18 protein-coding genes are annotated in these 18075 nt (G+C 43.2%); 16 read left to right on the forward strand and 2 right to left on the reverse strand.

From position 1 onward, the window contains the following. Position 1: 1 nt before the first annotated feature. Positions 2-493: a pyridoxamine 5'-phosphate oxidase family protein gene (locus IGI84_RS07965; protein ID WP_200124441.1), complete on the forward strand. Its 492-nt coding sequence runs from the start codon at positions 2-4 to the stop codon at positions 491-493. Positions 494-745: 252 nt separating this feature from the next. On the opposite strand, the gene efbA is transcribed toward IGI84_RS07965, so the two are convergent. Together efbA and IGI84_RS07975 are read right to left on the reverse strand one after the other, a co-directional pair. Further along, a complete protein-coding gene (gene efbA / locus IGI84_RS07970; protein ID WP_200124443.1) occupies positions 746-2446 on the reverse strand; it encodes a fibronectin-binding protein EfbA in 1701 nt (566 codons plus the stop codon). Positions 2447-2553: 107 nt separating this feature from the next. Further along, positions 2554-2952, reverse strand: a complete 399-nt coding sequence (locus IGI84_RS07975; protein WP_077453383.1) for a DUF1622 domain-containing protein — start codon at positions 2950-2952, stop codon at positions 2554-2556. A 125-nt stretch (positions 2953-3077) separates the two neighbouring features. On the opposite strand from IGI84_RS07975, the gene IGI84_RS07980 reads away from it, so the two are divergent. From IGI84_RS07980 to IGI84_RS08050, 15 genes are all read left to right on the forward strand, one after another. Then, entirely contained in the window at positions 3078-3653 is a 576-nt protein-coding gene (locus IGI84_RS07980; protein WP_077453382.1) for a hypothetical protein, read from the forward strand. 377 nt (positions 3654-4030) lie between these two features. Continuing rightward, the gene (gene trpX, locus IGI84_RS07985) at positions 4031-5083 is read left to right on the forward strand and encodes a tryptophan ABC transporter substrate-binding protein (protein ID WP_096742696.1); all 1053 of its coding nucleotides are present in this window, start codon (positions 4031-4033) and stop codon (positions 5081-5083) included. A gap of 76 nt (positions 5084-5159) precedes the next feature. Continuing rightward, positions 5160-6044 carry an ABC transporter permease gene (locus tag IGI84_RS07990; protein ID WP_081118660.1) on the forward strand — a complete coding sequence of 295 codons (885 nt, stop codon included), beginning with the start codon at positions 5160-5162 and terminating at the stop codon, positions 6042-6044. Beyond that, positions 6044-6802: an ABC transporter ATP-binding protein gene (locus IGI84_RS07995; protein ID WP_081118659.1), complete on the forward strand. Its 759-nt coding sequence runs from the start codon at positions 6044-6046 to the stop codon at positions 6800-6802. Before IGI84_RS07990 ends, IGI84_RS07995 begins: the two co-directional genes overlap by 1 nt. Positions 6803-7217: 415 nt before the next feature. Beyond that, positions 7218-8087, forward strand: coding sequence for a shikimate dehydrogenase (locus tag IGI84_RS08000; RefSeq protein WP_170924090.1), 870 nt, complete (start codon positions 7218-7220; stop codon positions 8085-8087). Between the two features lie 31 nt (positions 8088-8118). Then, positions 8119-9144, forward strand: a complete 1026-nt coding sequence (aroF, locus tag IGI84_RS08005) for a 3-deoxy-7-phosphoheptulonate synthase (RefSeq protein ID WP_077453378.1) — start codon at positions 8119-8121, stop codon at positions 9142-9144. Between the two features lie 36 nt (positions 9145-9180). Next, the gene (gene aroB / locus IGI84_RS08010; protein WP_200124885.1) at positions 9181-10236 is read left to right on the forward strand and encodes a 3-dehydroquinate synthase; all 1056 of its coding nucleotides are present in this window, start codon (positions 9181-9183) and stop codon (positions 10234-10236) included. 19 nt (positions 10237-10255) lie between these two features. Next, positions 10256-11422, forward strand: a complete 1167-nt coding sequence (gene aroC, locus IGI84_RS08015; protein ID WP_200124447.1) for a chorismate synthase — start codon at positions 10256-10258, stop codon at positions 11420-11422. Positions 11423-11466: 44 nt separating this feature from the next. Then, positions 11467-12552, forward strand: a complete 1086-nt coding sequence (locus IGI84_RS08020) for a prephenate dehydrogenase (protein ID WP_430600948.1) — start codon at positions 11467-11469, stop codon at positions 12550-12552. A 9-nt stretch (positions 12553-12561) separates the two neighbouring features. Next, positions 12562-13851, forward strand: a complete 1290-nt coding sequence (gene aroA, locus IGI84_RS08025; RefSeq protein WP_200124451.1) for a 3-phosphoshikimate 1-carboxyvinyltransferase — start codon at positions 12562-12564, stop codon at positions 13849-13851. After that, positions 13848-14354, forward strand: coding sequence for a shikimate kinase (locus tag IGI84_RS08030; protein WP_077453374.1), 507 nt, complete (start codon positions 13848-13850; stop codon positions 14352-14354). Before aroA ends, IGI84_RS08030 begins: the two co-directional genes overlap by 4 nt. A gap of 1 nt (position 14355) precedes the next feature. After that, positions 14356-15237: a prephenate dehydratase gene (gene pheA, locus IGI84_RS08035; RefSeq protein WP_077453373.1), complete on the forward strand. Its 882-nt coding sequence runs from the start codon at positions 14356-14358 to the stop codon at positions 15235-15237. Next, a complete protein-coding gene (locus tag IGI84_RS08040; protein ID WP_430600949.1) occupies positions 15212-15682 on the forward strand; it encodes a GNAT family N-acetyltransferase in 471 nt (156 codons plus the stop codon). The genes pheA and IGI84_RS08040 overlap by 26 nt, the downstream gene beginning before the upstream one ends. Positions 15683-15799: 117 nt before the next feature. After that, a complete protein-coding gene (locus IGI84_RS08045; protein WP_430600950.1) occupies positions 15800-17074 on the forward strand; it encodes an LCP family protein in 1275 nt (424 codons plus the stop codon). Positions 17075-17167: 93 nt separating this feature from the next. Continuing rightward, complete coding sequence (locus tag IGI84_RS08050) at positions 17168-18016, forward strand: DegV family protein (protein WP_220426543.1); 849 nt, start codon at positions 17168-17170, stop codon at positions 18014-18016. The last annotated feature ends 59 nt before the right edge of the window (positions 18017-18075 follow it).

Genomic DNA, 18075 nt, shown 5'->3' on the forward strand with positions numbered 1-18075 from the left:
AATGACTCACCAGTATGAAGAAGGAATAAAGCTGCTTGAAGAAAAATTTGGGCATTTCAAAGACAATGTGATTGCCCTTGCGACGACAGCTTGTGACAAAACTGCAGAGGGACACATACAACCAGTCGTTCGAGAAGTTGATGCTTTTTATGAAGAGGGCATTTTTTACGTGTCGACGCACGAACAATCCAATAAAATCAAGCAAATCAAAAAGAAGCCAGCAGTTTCTATTGCTGTCAGTGGTGAATGGTTTACCGCGATCGGTCAAGGGGAGAATTTAGGTTGGGTGCTAGACCCTAAAAATGCAGAATTAAGAAGCAAAATTCGCAAAGCCTTTGTTTGGTACGACGAAGTCAACAACGAGAATGATAAGGGCTGTTGCTTTCTGGCGATCCGTTTGACTAAAGGAACCTTGAATATCAATCACTGGGAAAAGCTGTATCATTTTGATTTTGAGAAGAAAGTCACTATGGAGGATGGCGGGATTTATTAGCCAGCAGAAACTATTAGCTGCAGGTGATGTTCAATTGCCATTCTAGCGGATCTAGCAGATATGTCGATGGCTGAATTCTGAGAAGGTTTGCCTTTTGTGATTCAAGCTAAGCAAAATTGTTGTTGAAAGAGCAGTAGATAGAACGAAAAAGCATAAAAACCGATCACAAGCGCGTGCCTCTTCGCACCGCTTGTGATCGGTTTTTTGATTGATTACTTTATGATTTTTTGATCCGAATAAATTTAGGAACAGCTAGGACTGTTTTAATCTTAAAATACCCTCATCAGGTGTTACGTATAAGGTTTTTTGATTCTCATAAATGACGAATCCAGGCTTGGCACCATTCGGTTTCCGAATATGTTTGACTTGCACATAGTCCACCGGTACTTGGGCAGATTGACGATATTTTGAGAAATATGCGGCAAGCTCTGCAGCTTCCATTAAGGTTGTCTCGCTAGGATCGTCCGAACGAATGATGACATGCGAACCAGGAATGTTTTTAGTGTGTAGCCAGATATCACTCTTACGAGCTGTTTTTAAAGTCAGTTGGTCATTTTGTAAATTGTTTTTTCCGACGAGAATTTCTGTTCCGTCTGAAGAAACAAATCGTTCCGGTTGCGAAGGGGCGACTTTTTTACGTTGCTTCGTCCGATTTTTGACATAGCCTTGTGCGATCAGTTCTTCCCGAATAACCGCTAGATCCATTGGAGAGGCAATTTCTAATTGGGCTAACACGGATTCGAGGTACGCGATTTCTTCTTTCGTTTCGGCAATCTGCTGATGGATCAATTTAACTGCGTTTTTCAATTTCTGGTATCGCTGAAAATACTTCTGAGCATTTTGATTAGGAGAAAGAGCGGGATCTAATTTGATCGTCAAAAGCCGATTCTCCTCATAATAATTTTCCAAATTAACGGATGTAGCACCACGAGGCACTTGGCTCATAAAGGTCGTCAAGAGTTCACCCTTTTGGCGAAACTCCTCGGCGTTTTCTGAATCCCTCAAGGTTTGCTGGCGTTTCTTTAACTTCAGCTGGTTACGCTTCAGTTCATTTTCAACCTTTTTCAGTAGTTCGCCACCTTGTTGTTTGACCCGATCTCTTTCCGCCTTATCATGGTAAAATGCATCTAAAAGCTCGCTCAGAGTCTGATAATGGGTGACAGTGGTGGTCGCATCAATCAATGATGCATAGGGAATAGGCGTAAAATATTCCTTTTTCTCTGACCGGAGAAAGCTTGGTGTTAAATCTTCCGTAAGCTCTGAAAAGAAAGTTTCCCACTGACGCAGTTTTTCATTAGGATTGGCACTGATTCGGGCAATCAATTCTTCTGCGGTATCACGGCCTAAGCCTTGGAATCGTTGTTGCAGTTCTTTTGCCGTCAAGGGATCGAGAGTAGATAATTCTTCAAAAATCTTGGTGCGAGAGGCTGTGAAAGGATTAAGCGTCGATTGCTTTGGTGGTGCAACATAGACAGCACCTGGCAATAAGGTGCGATACGTATTTTGTGAATGACCAATGTGTTTAATTGTATCGACAATTTTTCCGCTTGTCTTATTCATTAATAAAATCGTACTGTGACGGCCCATTAATTCGACGATCAAGACAAGGGCTTGCAAATCACCTAATTCATCTCGTCGGGTAAAATGAAAATGGATCACACGGTCATTGTCGATTTGTTCGATTGATTCTAGGATCGCCCCTTCTAAATATTTCCGCAGCATCATCAAGAAATTCGGTGGGGTCTCTGGGTTGCTATAGGCGATCGTTGTGCATTGCACACGGGCATAGGTAGGGTGAGCGGATAGCAAGAGTTTGTGATTTTTCCCTTGGGCACGGATCACAAATACGACCTCGTTTTCATAAGGCTGATGAATTTTGTTCACGCGTCCACTAGTTAATTGACTCTGTAATTCTTTGACCATTAAATGGGTAAAAACACCATCAAAAGACATATTGTTCCCTCTTTTCTTTTAAGGATAGTTTGACTGAGGGATTGATCCTTCTAATGTCAAATATTCCTATCTATTATACCGAAGAATCGGTAGAAAAGCCATGACAGCTAGCTTTCCTTTTTCTTGGCAGGCTGATGATCGGTGGTTTGCAAAGCCCGTTCGATCTCTTTGTTCAAGAAATAAGAGATGACTGTTCGAATAATAACGACTGCAGCTAGACGTACGATGTCTTCGAAGGTGGGGTGGATGATTGTCTCAATTATATCTGCGGCAATCAAAATCTCCAGACCTAACAAGACGTAACTTCCTAAATAATTGCGAATAAAATTGTTTTCTCTGGCTGCTACCAAACGATCCTTTTCTGTTAATTCGTAACGCACAAAATCAATGCCTGCAATCAATACACCCCAAACGATGACGAAAATGGAGAGAAAGTTCAAACAGACAACGATGAAATCGAAGATTGGATTGGCTCCAGTCATCAATGAATCAGCTAGATTATGCATAATGACTCCTTTACCGTTTTCTTTTATCTTACCGAATTATTGAGGAAATGTGAAGTTTCTTGACGTTCTAGAAGGGAATTGATAGTATGAAATAATAGTAGTATTTTTAAAAAGGTGGGCAAATTATGGAACAAGTGAAAAGCTTTGTTCATTACACGAAAGAAAAAGCAGTAGAAAGCTGGCAAGCTTTTTTAGATGATCTCTACCGAGATCAGAAAAAAACGATTTTCACGCTGATCGGGGGGATTCTTTTCGCTTTGATTTTCGCCGGTTTGATCGTCTTTTCTCAAAATCGTATCAACGCTTCTCTAGTGGATCGGATCGCTTTTGATAAGCTACCTTCAGAAAAAGTACAACCATTGCCTTATCTGACAGCTGACAAGACGATTCGCGAAACAAGAGCGATTTCTGTGATGTATAGTAAACCGAGTGGTGCTCAGTTGGATCAAGTGTTTGATCTGATCCAAGCACAAGAAGATGAAATGAATCGGACATTTTTTTATTATCCAATCGTCTATGATGCGGCTTTTTTCTCCAATGAATATGATATTGATCCTGATAAAGTAACCTTTGTCTTTTATGAAGAAGGAGTCGAAAAAAATCGCTTTACCTTTGATTCATTTGACCAGCCAACGACGGAATTTATCCCAGAATTGAATCGTTTACCGATGTGGACGATTCGTACTTCTGCCAATGATTGATAAAAAAATCTGACAATTTGACAGAAAATTGTTGACGTTTTTTTATCAATAAGCTAAACTGAATTCAATCAAGAAAGAAAACAAGTTGAGAAGGAGGAACAATCATGAAACTATTTATTCCATTGCAAGTGAAATCATGGCAAAACTGGCATAGATAGTTGTATTGATGGAACCTCATTCCATAGATACAACTTTTTAGAGAACCTTCTAAAGTGCTGTATCTATGCTGGTAGTTGAATTTATCGCCGCATAGGACAAGCTTCTATGCGGCTTTTGCTTACTTGCAATTGCCGTCACATAGGCAGTTGCTTTTTTTGTTCTCAAAAACCATAAAAAGAAAAACTCGAAAAATGTAAGCAGAAAAAGGAGAATAAAAAATGAAAAACAAGGGATTAATTGCATCAGTTGCCGTTATTTTATTATTTTTAGGAGCGACCTTCGTCTATCAGTTAGGAATGAGAAGTGGGACCAATCAAGCCAGTGAGGCTTCAGAACCAGTAGAGAAAGCTGAAAAAACAGTTGGGATCCTACAATTTGTCAGCCATGAAGCATTGGATGCGATCACCGAGGGGATCAAAGAAGGCCTTAAAGAATCAGGCTATACCGAAGGGGACAACTTGACAATCGAATTCCAAAACGGCCAAGCGGATCAAAGCAAATTGGCAACGATGAGCCAGCAGCTGCTAAATAAAGATGCCGACGTTTTAGTTGGGGTCGCAACACCCGCAGCACAAGCATTGGCGAATGTCACTCAGGATGTACCAATCGTTTTAGGGGCGGTCACTGATCCAGTTGGGGCGAATCTGGTGGCAGATATGGACCAACCCGGCGGCAATATCACTGGCGTTTCAGATAAAGCACCAGTAGCTGCGCAAATCAAACTAGCAAAAGATTTGCTGCCAGAGGCAAAAACAGTCGGTATTTTGTATTCTTCGACTGAGGACAATTCGAAATACCAAGTGGCAGAAGCAGAAGCTGCTGCTGAAGAGAATGGCTTGACCAGTAAATCCTATGCCGTTCCTTCGAGTAACGAAATTGCGCAAATGGTGCAAGTGATGGCACGAGAAGTCGACTTTATCTATATTCCTTTAGACAATACGATCGCAAATGCTATGCAGACGGTAGTCCAAGAAGCCAATAAATCAAAAACGCCAATCATCACATCTGTTGATACGATGGTGGAACAAGGCGGCTTAGCAACGGTCGGGCAAGATCAATTTACGATTGGGGTCGAAACTGGGAAGATGGTGGCAGCAATTCTTGATGGGACAGCAGAACCTGCGACAACGCCGATCTATACATTCAGCGATGGCGAAACGATCATTAATGAAACACAAGCGCAGTTATTGGGCATCACTATCCCAGAAAATCTCAAAGACGAGGCAAAATTGATTACAACGACACCAGAAACCGAAGCAAGTGATGAGTGATCAAGAATCTTAAGACCATCTAGGATCACGACGAGGGTTTGAAAGAGAAAACATGTAAGAAAATGGAGGAAAAATGATGATTGTTTCAGCAATTGGGCAAGGACTACTTTGGGGGATCCTTGGTTTAGGGATATTTATGACCTATCGAATTTTGAATTTCCCGGATATGACGACGGAAGGGTCCTTTCCACTAGGCGGTGCTGTCTGTGTGACAGCAATCACCCATGGGGTTTCCCCCGTCTTAGCGACTTGTTTAGGAGTATTGGCTGGGATGTGTGCCGGATGTGTGACCGGACTTCTTTATACAAAAGGCAAAATTCCCGTGATTTTGGCTGGTATCCTGGTGATGTCTTCATTGAACTCGGTGATGCTGTTTGTCATGCGGTCTCCTAATCTGTCGCTGTTAAACCAGCCCAAGATCCAGGATTTCTTTACTAAAATGAACTTACCGAATTATTATGATACCGTCATTATCGGGCTGATCATGGTCTTATTGATCGGTGGCGTACTGGTTTACTTTTTTCATACCAACTTGGGTCAAGCTTATATTGCTACAGGGGATAATGAACATATGGCGAAGTCGATGGGGATTAATACGGATCGAATGAAAATCATCGGTCTGATCGTCTCTAATGGCGTGATCGCACTTTCAGGCGCATTGATCGCTCAAAACGACGGCTATGCCGATATCAGTAAGGGAATCGGTGTGATCGTGATTGGATTGGCATCCATCATCATTGGAGAAGTGTTATATGGCGAATTGACCTTGCTAGAACGTTTGATCGCTATCGTGATCGGCAGCATCATCTATCAATTATTGATCCTATTTGTGATCAAAGCTGGTTTTGATACGACTTACTTGAAAATCTTCTCGGCCATCGTCTTGACGATCTGCTTGTTGATCCCTCAATTTAAACAAGCCCTGCATCTACGCACTGGTTTTGAAACGGAGGATGAATAATGTTAGCCTTAAAAAAAGCCTTTAAAGTTGTCGGCAATGGACCGAATGAGAAAAAAGTACTCTTGAACAAAATCGATCTTTCTTTAAAACCCGGTGAATTCGTTACGGTTGTGGGAGGAAATGGGGCCGGCAAAAGCACGTTATTCAACTGCATCTCTGGTACCATGCCTCTAACGAGTGGCCAAGTGACGATCGATGATCAAAATGTGACCACGCTTTCGGAAGAAAAACGCGCGCGCTTTTTGGCACGGGTTTTCCAAGATCCGAAAATGGGGACAGCTCCCCGTATGACAGTGGCAGAAAATCTGCTGTTAGCACAAAAAAGAGGGCAAAAACGGTCACTAGGTCTTCGTCAACTGCAAGGACAAAGAGAATCGTTCTATGCCCTTTGTAAAGAAATCGGCAATGGGTTGGAAAATCATTTAGATACGCCAACGGGTAGTTTATCCGGTGGTCAGCGACAAGCACTAAGTTTATTGATGGCAACGATCCAAACCCCTAAACTATTGTTGTTGGATGAACATACGGCTGCCTTAGACCCGAAAACTTCCAAGCAGCTGATGCAGATCACTGCAAAAAGGGTAGAAGAACAAAATCTAACTTGTCTCATGATCACCCATCGGATGGAAGATGCATTAAAATACGGAGATCGCCTGATCCTGCTTAGAAAAGGGGAAATCGTCAAGGATCTTTCAGCAGATGAAAAAGCACGCTTAAGTTTACCAGAACTATTACTGTTCTTTGAAGACGACTTATAAAACCCTTGATAGAACGGTGTTTTCAAAAAAATTAATCAAATAAATGAAAAAAATAAGAAAAAATCATTGACATCTTTCAAAGTTAAACCTATACTTAGGTCAATCTTACATCAGTTTGGAGCGAAGGACTATGCAAAAATTATTGCTAACGAACCCCACACAACTGAATAAATATTACTTTAGCTATTTTAGATAGGTTTGTATTCATGAAAGCATGGGTACAAACGCTAAGTTTGTATCTATGATGGCTAGAGCATTTCGTAATGAATTCGCAGCCACGTAGATCGTAAAATCTATAGTGGCTATTTTTTATATTCACATATCTGGCTTTGTCGATATGTAATGTTTGAAGGTGTTCACTGTAGATTCTTAAATTTACGGTGGACATCTTTTTTTGTTGAAAGGAATGAACCAGATGAAACAAATGATAACCGGTCACACACGGTTGGCGGCACTGTTTGCCAAACCAGCCAAACACAGCATCTCTCCAGCAATGCACAATCTTTCTTTTGAAGAACAAGGGATCGATGCCGTGTATCTGGCCTTTGATGTTGAGCCGGATGATTTGGCAGCCAGTATTCAAAGCATCCGTCAGCTGGATCTCTTAGGTGTCAATCTATCAATGCCCCATAAAATGGCGGCAGTACCGTTGATGGATGAATGCTCACCCGCAGCAGAGCTGATCGGCGCAATCAATACAATCGTCAATCAAGAGGGACGATTGATTGGGCACAATACAGATGGCATCGGCTTTATGCGCGCACTTGAAGACATTCAAGTGTCGATCATTGGCGACACCATGACTGTGATCGGTGCGGGTGGTGCAGCGACAGCGATCATTAGTCAAGCCGCACTAGACGGTGTCAAAACGATCCATGTCTTCAACCGCAAGGATGAGTTTTATCCAATCATCCAGGATAAATTGACACAGATCGCAGAAAAGACCGCCTGTGAAATCACATTAGCGGATTTAGAAGATCAGACGGCTTTAAAATCAGCCATCGATCAAAGCAGCCTTTTAGTTAATGCTACTGGCGTGGGGATGAAGCCGAATGATACGGTGAGTCCTCTGAAAAACAAAACCCTCTTGCGGGAATCATTAGCTGTCTATGATGTCATCTATAATCCAAGAGAAACGCAGCTTTTGAAAGATGCGAAAGCAGTCGGGGCCAAAACTGCAAACGGCTTAAGTATGTTGCTGTATCAAGGTGCAGCTGCATTTAAACTTTGGACCGGCCAAGAGATGCCCGTTGAAAAAGTAAAAGCACTCATTGAATCCATGTAAAAAAATAAAAAGACGAAAGTAGGAAGAAAAAATGATCGTAATTATGAAACCAGGTGCTACCCCAGAACAAGTTGAAGTCGTTGTAAAAAGAATCAAAAAAGAAGGGTTGGATGTTCAAGTCAACCAAGGAAAAGAACAGGTTGTTATCGGCTTAAAAGGAGATACACGCCGCATCCAAGATGTCGCTTTTCGCAGCTACGAAGGTGTCGAAGATGCCATTCGGATCTCAAATACCTACAAGTTGACCTCTCGTGAATTCCATCCACAAGATACGGTTGTTGATGTAGATGGCGTAAAAATCGGCGATGGCAACTTTGTCACAATGGCTGGTCCGTGTTCGATTGAAGGCTTAGACCAAATTCGTGAATGTGCCCGAATCGCCAAAGCTGGTGGTGCACAAATCTTACGTGGGGGTGCTTTCAAACCACGGACTTCACCATACGCCTTCCAAGGGCTTGAAGAAGAAGGGTTAAAATACATTCGTCAAGCAGCCGATGAAACAGGTATGAAAGTCATCACAGAAGTCATGGACGAAGGACATATCGATATGGTTGCGGAATACAGTGATATTTTGCAGATTGGTGCTCGGAACATGCAAAACTTCAAATTGCTAGCTGCAGTTGGAAAAACTGGTAAACCAATTGGCCTTAAACGAGGCATCTCTGGGACGATCGACGAATGGTTGAATGCAGCGGAATACATCGCCGTCCAAGATAAAAGTGAAGTGATTTTCATTGAGCGCGGAATCAGAACTTACGAAACAGCGACCCGTAATACTTTTGATCTAAGTGCGGTACCAATCATCAAAAAACTGAGCCACTTCCCGATCATCGTTGACCCTAGTCATGGAACAGGCATTTGGGATCTCGTACCACCAATGGCAAGAGCAGGCGTTGCTGCCGGCGCCGATGGCATGATCGTTGAGATCCACCCAGATCCAGCCAATGCATGGTCTGATGGTCCGCAATCGTTAAACGAAAAAACATACATGAATATGATGAAAGAAGTCCATATCATGGAAAAAGCGATGAAAGAAATCAAAGCGTTGCAAGACTAAGCGCTAAGACAACCAATAAAAGAGGTGCAAAAATCAATGCTACACATCCATTTAGAAGAACAATCCTATGACATCCTCATCAAACGTGGGGCGTTTCAAGAAGTCGGAACCTGGGTCCAGCAATTATGGAACAAACAGCGCATTGCCGTCATTACTGACAGCAATGTCGCCCCCCTGTATGGCGAACACATCATCGAAGCATTATCTGCCGCAGGCTTTGAAGCAACACTGTTAGCCGTGCCGGCTGGCGAAAACAGTAAATCCCTTGAACAAGCTGCTTTTTTATATGACCGTCTTGCTCAATCAGGGATGACTAGAAGCGATGGAATCATCGCTCTTGGTGGCGGTGTAATTGGAGATCTTGCAGGCTTTGTTGCTTCTACTTATATGCGAGGCATTGATTTCTTGCAGATTCCGACGACGTTATTGGCACAGGTCGATTCAAGTATCGGCGGAAAAACAGCTGTAAATACTAGCAGTGCCAAGAATCTCGTTGGCACATTCGCCCAACCAGTCGGTGTGATGATCGATCCGGATTTGCTTAAAAGTTTGCCCCTTAAACGCGTGCAAGAAGGCATCGCTGAAATCATTAAGTCGGCCGCTATTGCGGACCCTGAACTTTGGCAAACGTTAGCAGGTTTGAAAGATGAAGTCGATCTTTTGGCCCATGCTGAAAAAGTGATCACAGCTTCTTTAAAAGTAAAGCAAAAAGTAGTGGAAGAAGATCCCTTTGATCATGGCAGTCGTCTGACACTGAACTTCGGTCATACGATCGGGCATGGCTTAGAAAGAACAGCTGCGTTTGACACCAGTCATGGCGAAGGGGTTGCAATGGGGATGATTATGATCACCCGTCATGCTGAAGCCATTGGACTAACACCAAAAGGGACCACCGCGCAGTTAACGAAAATGATTGAGAAATTTCATTTGCCGACCAAACCAAGAGAAATTGAGAAAGAGCAATTATACCAAGCAATCACTCATGATAAAAAAGCCCGTGGGCAACAATTAAAGATCATTCTTTTAGAAAGGATCGGTCAGGCAAAAATCGTGACGATTCCCACGGAAGAAATCAAAGACTACCTATTATAAGAAAGGAAGGTAACGGATCATGCGTTATATTACAGCAGGCGAATCACATGGACCAGAGTTGACCGCCATTATCGAAGGGTTACCGGCAGGATTGCCATTAAAGGCAGAAGACATTAATTTTGAATTAGCGAGACGACAAACCGGCTATGGCCGTGGGGGACGGATGCTGATTGAAAAAGACCAAGTCCGTATCACTTCCGGTATCCGTCATGGAAAAACATTAGGCTCTCCTGTGACTTTAGTGGTCGAGAACAAAGATTGGAAAAATTGGACTAAGGTCATGGCGATCGAAGAAGTACCAGAAAAGGACCGCAAGTTACGACGAGTGGCACGACCAAGACCTGGTCATGCTGACTTAGTCGGCGGGATGAAATACCATCATCAAGATCTACGAAACGTTTTGGAACGTTCATCGGCCCGGGAAACGACCATGAGGGTAGCCATCGGCGCAATCGCGAAGAAAATTTTGAAGGAACTCGGCATCGATGTGGCAGGTCATGTAACGATGTTAGGCGGCATCAAAGCAGAAATTCCTGAAGGGTTGACCGTCAAAGAAATTGCACAGCGCTCGGAAGCCTCGGAAGTAAGGGTCTTAGATCCATCTGTCGAGGAAGAAATCAAACAGTTGATCGATCAAACAAAGAAAAATGGTGATACGATCGGCGGCGTAGTGGAAGTGCTTGTTGGCGGGGTTCCTGCTGGTCTTGGTAGTTACGTGCAATGGGACAAAAAACTTGATGCGAAGATCGCCCAAGCCGTGGTCAGTATCAATGCCTTTAAAGGGGCTGAGTTCGGTGTTGGTTTTGAGGCCGGTGTTTTACCAGGTTCAAAAGTCATGGATGAGATTTTATGGGACGAACAACGGGGCTACACCCGTCGTAGCAACAACCTAGGTGGGTTTGAAGGTGGCATGACGAACGGGGAACCAATTGTGGTTCGCGGGGTTATGAAGCCGATCCCGACATTGTACAAGCCGTTGCAAAGTGTGGATATCGACAGCAAAGAACCGTATAAAGCTAGTGTGGAACGCTCGGATAGCACTGCCGTTCCGGCAGCCAGTGTTGTTTGTGAGAGTGTGGTGGCAACAGTGGTGGCCAATGAACTATTAGAAAAGTTTCCAAGTGATTCTTTCGAAGAATTGACCGCATCTGTTCAGGCGTATCGGGAATACTTGTTAACCTACTGATTAAAGAGACAGCAAAAATTCCAGTAGAAATGAGGATTCTTTTCATGAACCAAAATATCTTCGTCGCCGGTTTAGGATTGATCGGCGCTTCCTTAGCAAAATGTATTAAAAAGTCACATCCCCAAACCCATCTAATGGGGTGGGATCACTGTCGTAAAACCAATGAGATCGCATTAGCAACAAGTTTAGTAGACGAAGTACCTCCTTCATTTTCTGAGGGTGCTGTTCGTGCCGACGTGATCTTGTTGGCATTGCCGGTAGAGATCACCAAAACGTATCTTGCTCAACTTGGGACCCTTTCACTAAAGCCTTCAGTCCTAGTGACAGATACCGGCAGTACCAAAGCAGAAATTACGCAATTTGCCGAGTCCTTTTCCTTTGATTTTATTGGGGGCCATCCGATGGCTGGTTCTCATAAATCCGGGATCACAGCAGCCGATGAGAACCTCTTTGAGAATGCTTACTATATCTTTACGCCGACGAAAAGTCAGCGGGTGGAAGAATTACAGGTGCTTTTTCGAGGGACGAGGGCCAAGTATGTGGCACTTGCTCCGCAAGAACATGATCAAATCACGGGGATGTTGAGCCATTTGCCCCATATTATTGCTTCAGGATTAGTCAATCAGGCAGATGCCTTCAACCATGAACACCCTAGAGCACAGCAACTCGCAGCAGGCGGTTTTCGCGATATCACTCGCATCGCTTCTTCAGATCCTCGCATGTGGACCGATATCTTATTGAGTAATCGACAGGAACTGCTGCAGCTGATCGATGAGTGGCAAAAACAAATGATGACCATGGCTCACTGGTTGCAGGAAAAAGACGAAACGGCGATCTTTCGGTTCTTTGAATCCGCGAAGGAAACACGGGATCAATTGCCGGTTCATCAAAATGGAGCGATCCCGGCATTCTATGATCTCTTCATCGATGTACCGGATCATCCCGGTGTTGTCGCTGAAGTGACGGGGCTATTGAGCGAACATCAGCTCTCTTTGATCAACTTAAAAATTCTTGAAACTCGAGAAGACATCATTGGTGTTTTACAGATTTCATTCAAAACGCAAAATGATTTGCTGCAAGCAGAGCAGCTGATCCAAAACAAGACGACCTATTCGTGTCGAAAAAAATAGGAGGCTGGGATGAAACTAAAAAAAGCAACACATTTAAGAGGGACGATAGCTGTTCCCGCCGATAAATCGATCTCGCATCGCAGTATCATGTTCGGGGCATTAGCCGAAGGAACAACGACTGTCCGTAATTTCTTGCGGGGAGAAGACTGCTATAGCACTCTTCATGCATTTCAATCATTAGGAGTTCCAATCCATGATGACGGTCAGACGATCACGATTGAAGGACAGGGCTTTAATGGCCTTAAGCCTGCCCAAGACCCAATTGATATCGGCAATTCTGGTACAACAATTCGCTTAATGATGGGAATTTTGGCTGGGCAGCCGTTCACAACCACCTTATTCGGTGATGACTCATTGAATAGACGACCAATGAATCGCGTGATGCTGCCATTAAGAGAAATGGGGGCAAATGTTACAGGGCATGAACAGACGGAATTCCCACCAATCACCGTTAATGGTACTGCTTCTTTACAGCCCATCAATTATCAGATGCCCGTTGCAAGTGCCCAAGTAAAATCGGCGCTGATTTTTGCGGCATTGCAAGCACAAGGTACCTCGACGATCATTGAAAAAGAGGCGAGCCGTAACCATACTGAAGAAATGATCCGTCAATTCGGTGGTGTGATCACCACCCAAGGCAAAACGATTACCGTAACCGGCCCACAAACACTGCACGGCCAAGAAGTAGTCGTTCCGGGAGATATTTCTTCCGCTGCCTTCTTCCTAACCGCAGGTACGGTTATGCCCGATAGTGAGATCATTTTAGAAAATGTCGGAATCAACCCGACACGTACAGGGATCCTTGATGTGTTAGAAGAAATGGGGGCATCGATTGCTTTTTCTAATCAAGATGATCAAAATCAATCGGCTGACCTCACTGTTCAAAGTTCTACCTTGCAGGCAGTAACCATCGCCGGCGACATTATTCCGCGTCTGATTGATGAATTACCGATCATTGCCTTATTGGCTACACAAGCTCATGGTAAAACGGTCATCAAAGATGCAGAGGAGTTAAAAGTAAAAGAAACCAATAGAATTGATGCAACTGCCGAAGAGCTGAGAAAATTAGGGGCGGATATCACTCCTACCGAGGACGGCTTGATCATCAACGGACCTACTCCTTTGCATGGCGGAAAGGTCTCAAGTCGGGGAGATCATCGTATCGGTATGATGTTGCAGATTGCCGCCTTATTGACAGATGAAGAGGTAGAATTAGAAAAAGCCGAAGCCGTAGCAGTTTCTTATCCTGATTTTTTTGAGGATGTCGCGCGTTTGGCCAAAGGAGGAGACAGCGAGTGAAAAAAGTGATATTAATTGGCTTTATGGGTGCCGGAAAGACCACGATTGGTCGTCTTTTGGCTGAAGAAACGAAACAGTCCCATGTGGATTTTGATGACTTGATCGTTGCTGAGATCGGCATGACCATTCAAGAATTTTTTGACCAACACGGTGAGGAAGCCTTTCGCAAAATCGAAACGGATATTTTAGCTAAAACTTTGGCAAAGGAACAAATTATTTCCACAGGTGGGGGCATTGTATTAAAAGAAGAAAATCGTCAACTTTTAAAAGAGATGCCCTTAGTCGTGTATTTAAAAACAGATCCCGAGGAACTGATCCACCGTTTAAAGGCGGATACTGGTAGTATTCGTCCCTTGGTTGTCTCGAAAACACCCGAAGAAATATTGGCTGTTTACCGACCTCGGATCCCTCTTTATGAAGAAACTGCTTCATTGATCGTTGAAACGACAAACAAAGCACCACAAGAAATCGTTCAGGAAATTTTAACTAAAGCGGGTGCCTAAAATGAAGATTGGTTATTTAGGACCTGAAAGCTCTTTTACGTATTTAGCTGCGCAAGAAGCGTATCCAGAAAATACATTTATGCCCTATGGATCGATTCCACTTTGTATTCAAGCACTAGCTAACGGCGTAATCGATCGAGCGGTCGTTCCCAATGAGAATGCATTAGAAGGCTCTGTTCATGCCACGATTGATACGCTGTTTCGTCAAAATCAGTTGAGCATTGAACAGGAAATTATTTTACCGATCAATCATCAATTGTTAGTTTCTCAGCAAACAGCAAAAGACAACCGTCCCATCACTAAGATAATTTCTCATCCGCAAGCATTGGCGCAATGTGCCGACTTTATCGAAGCCCGATTTGCTGGCGCTACTGTTGAGGCGGTTGCTTCCACAACGACTGCAGCAGCCTACGTAGCAAAACATCCAGAAGAAGCAGTTGCGGCGATTGCTTCCAAAGAAGCAGCTTTTGCCTATCAAGTAACGATCAAAGAAACCAATATCCAAGATGTTGCCTTTAATCAAACCCGCTTTTGGGTTTTGACAAAGAAAACAGCCAACACCGAAGTACCAGAACAAACAGCCGAAAAAGCAACCATTTTTGTGACATTGCCAGCAAATCGTCCGGGGATCTTGCACAAAATCTTAGCAACTTTTGGCTGGCGGGAAATTGATTTAAGCAAAATTGAATCGCGTCCGTCGAAAACTACCTTAGGGGAATACTTTTTTGTCATTGATCTGGTGATGGACAAACCGTGGCAACTGATTGTAAATGCCTTTGAAGAGATTCAGTTGTTGGGTGGTCAAGTCCATCTTCTCGGCGTGTATGCGGTAAATGTTGTTGAGGAAGTGACAAAAAATGACTCAAGTCAAAATAAAAATTAGCCAAGATGAAAAGCTTTTAGCAACGTTTCATAAAGGGATCCAAGCACAGCACCATCAATGGTACCCAACGATTTTTAAGTCCTTTGATCAGTCAAGATTTGAACAAGCAATCACACAACAGCTACAAGAGCCAAGCCACCACTTTTTTATCGCTTGGTTGGCGGAACAGCCTTGTGGCTTTGTGCATCTTCAAGAGGTCTGTTTGCCACAAAATGCGATGATGCATGAACGAAAGTGGCTGGAAATTGCGGCGATTGCCGTTGACACTCGGTACCAAGGGATGCATATTGGAAAACAATTGTTGGCATTTGCTGAAAACGTTGCGTTGGAAAAAGGCTTCGATGATCTTTCACTAAATTTTTGGTCGACAAATCCAGTGAAATCATTTTATGAGCAAGCAGGATTTGTGAGCACACGACAAGGTGCATCAAAGCATCTAAGGTAATAAAATGAAGAAATTTCCTAGAAAAAGGTTAAAATTTCAGAAAATAGCTTTCTTTCTATAAGGTCTAGGGTATCCTTATAGACAGAGAGCTATTTTTTAGTTGGAGGATCAGAAGCAATGAGCAGGATGGAAAAAAATAAAAAACTGCATGAGCGGCTAGAAAAGGAATCCAGTCAGGCAGCCAAAGAAAGTATCTTTGCCCGCAGAGAAGCCAAAAGAAGAAACCAGCGCGTCAGACCGAGCGATTCTACTCCGTCTGCTGATGAGGAAGTAGGAGATATTTCTTATCAAAACACCCAGCAGTCTAGGGCAAGCGACCCTCGTGTGGCCCAAAGTTTCCGAGAACAGACACAAGTAGGATCAAAAAAAACTGAGGGACGAAAAAGCGCAATTCCCCCGCTATCTGCTCAGGGGCCTGCGATACATCAAAGTCAGGAACAAAGCAAACAAAAAGCGCAAAAGCTTAAGAAGAGCAAGCCACCCAAACAAAAGAAAAAGCGGAAGCACCCAGTTCTGCGTATTGTGATCCGGGTACTATTGGTGCTTTTTGCCTATTCATTGATTGCATTTCTTGTCGGTCAGCAAGTCGCAAGAAGTGACGCTGCTTTTGCTACAACTGATGAGGAGACTTTTAATGGTACGGCCGCTGCAAATGGTGCTCGTAATATATTGCTCATTGGTAGTGATAGTCGTGAAGGAGAAGCTGGACGAGCAGACACCATTATGGTTTTGCAATTAGATGGTCCTAGCAAAAAACCGAAGCTCATTTCCTTTATGCGTGATACCTTGGTGACCATTCCTGGTTATGGCGAAAACAAGATCAATGCGGCGTACGCCTTTGGTGGTGCTGATTTAGTCAGACAAACGTTAGCAGAGAACTTCGGTCTAGAAACCAATTATTATGCAAAAGTTGACTTTCGTTCCTTTGAAAAAGTGATCGATACACTGTTTCCCTCAGGCGTTGCTATCAACGCGGAAAAAGATATGAGTAAAAATCTTGAAGTTGCCATCAAACAAGGGCAACAACAAATGAATGGGCTTGAGCTGTTGCAATACGCACGTTTTCGGATGGACGAAGAAGGTGACTTCGGTCGCGTAAGACGACAGCAGCAAGTAATGGATGCGATCTTTAGCGAAATGAAAAATCCTTTAGCTGTTTTAAAATTGCCTTATGCAGCAGGAAAAGTTTTAGGCTATGCTTCCACCAACCTGCCAATGTCTTTCCTATTAAAAAATACCTTATCGATTGCTCGTGGGGCAGGGGGGATCGACAGCTTGACTGTCCCAGTCGCTGACTCTTGGCAATACGGTTCAAGTGCGAGTGCCGGAAGTGTGTTAGTCGTTAATCTTGAAACCAATCAACAAGCAATCAGGAATTTTCTTAATGAATAAGCAGAATGAAAAGTTCTGAAAACCATTTGAAAGTAAGTAAATTTATGCTATATTATTAATGACGTTTGAAATTTGTTGAAACGAGGAAAAAGAATGAAATTAGCCGTTGTTACTGACAGTACAGCTTATCTGCCGGAACGGATCAAAAAACATGAAGATTTGTTTATCATACCGATCCCTGTTATTTTAGATGGAAAAGTCTACAATGAGGGTATCGACATTGAAGCTGATGAGTATTACGCTTTGTTGAAAAACAGCAAAGAATTCCCAACCACTTCTCAACCGGTATTAGGGGAAGTGTTAGCCTTATATGAGACATTGAAAGATCGCGGTTACGACACGATCATTAGTATCCACTTATCAAGCGGGATCTCTGGATTTATCGGAACGCTGTATGGAATCACCGATGAAATCGAAGGTGTTCAAATCATTCCTTACGATTCGAAAATCACAAGTATGCCGATGGGTCACATGGTAGAAACCGCTCTTGATCTATCAAGTCAAGGCAAAACCGTCGAAGAGATCATTTCCCATCTGGACACTATCAGAGACAATACCTATGCCTATCTAATCGTGGACGACTTGAATAACTTGGTTCGCGGCGGTCGCTTAACCAATGGAGCAGCCTTAATTGGCGGATTATTAAAAATCAAACCGATTTTGACTTTTGATCAAGGAAAAATTGTGCTTTACGAGCGCATTCGTTCCAGTAAAAAAGCATTCAATCGTGCGGAAGATATCATTGGTCAACGGGAGCAAGAAATCGCATTGCCTGTTAAATTTTATGTAATCCATGCCAATAATTTAGAAGTAGCCAAAGAAGAAAAAGCAAAGCTACAAGCGAAATACCCAAATGCAGAAATTGAGATTGGTCACTTCGGACCAGTTATCGGCTCACATTTAGGAGAAAAAGCCATCGGGATCGCCATATCAGCGCAATAATTTTTATTTATCTGTGTTTACAAAAGCAATTATCTTTATGGAGACAGTAAAGGAAAGAA

The organism is Enterococcus sp. DIV0008 (assembly GCF_050542615.1).
Lineage (GTDB): Bacteria > Bacillota > Bacilli > Lactobacillales > Enterococcaceae > Enterococcus_D > Enterococcus_D innesii.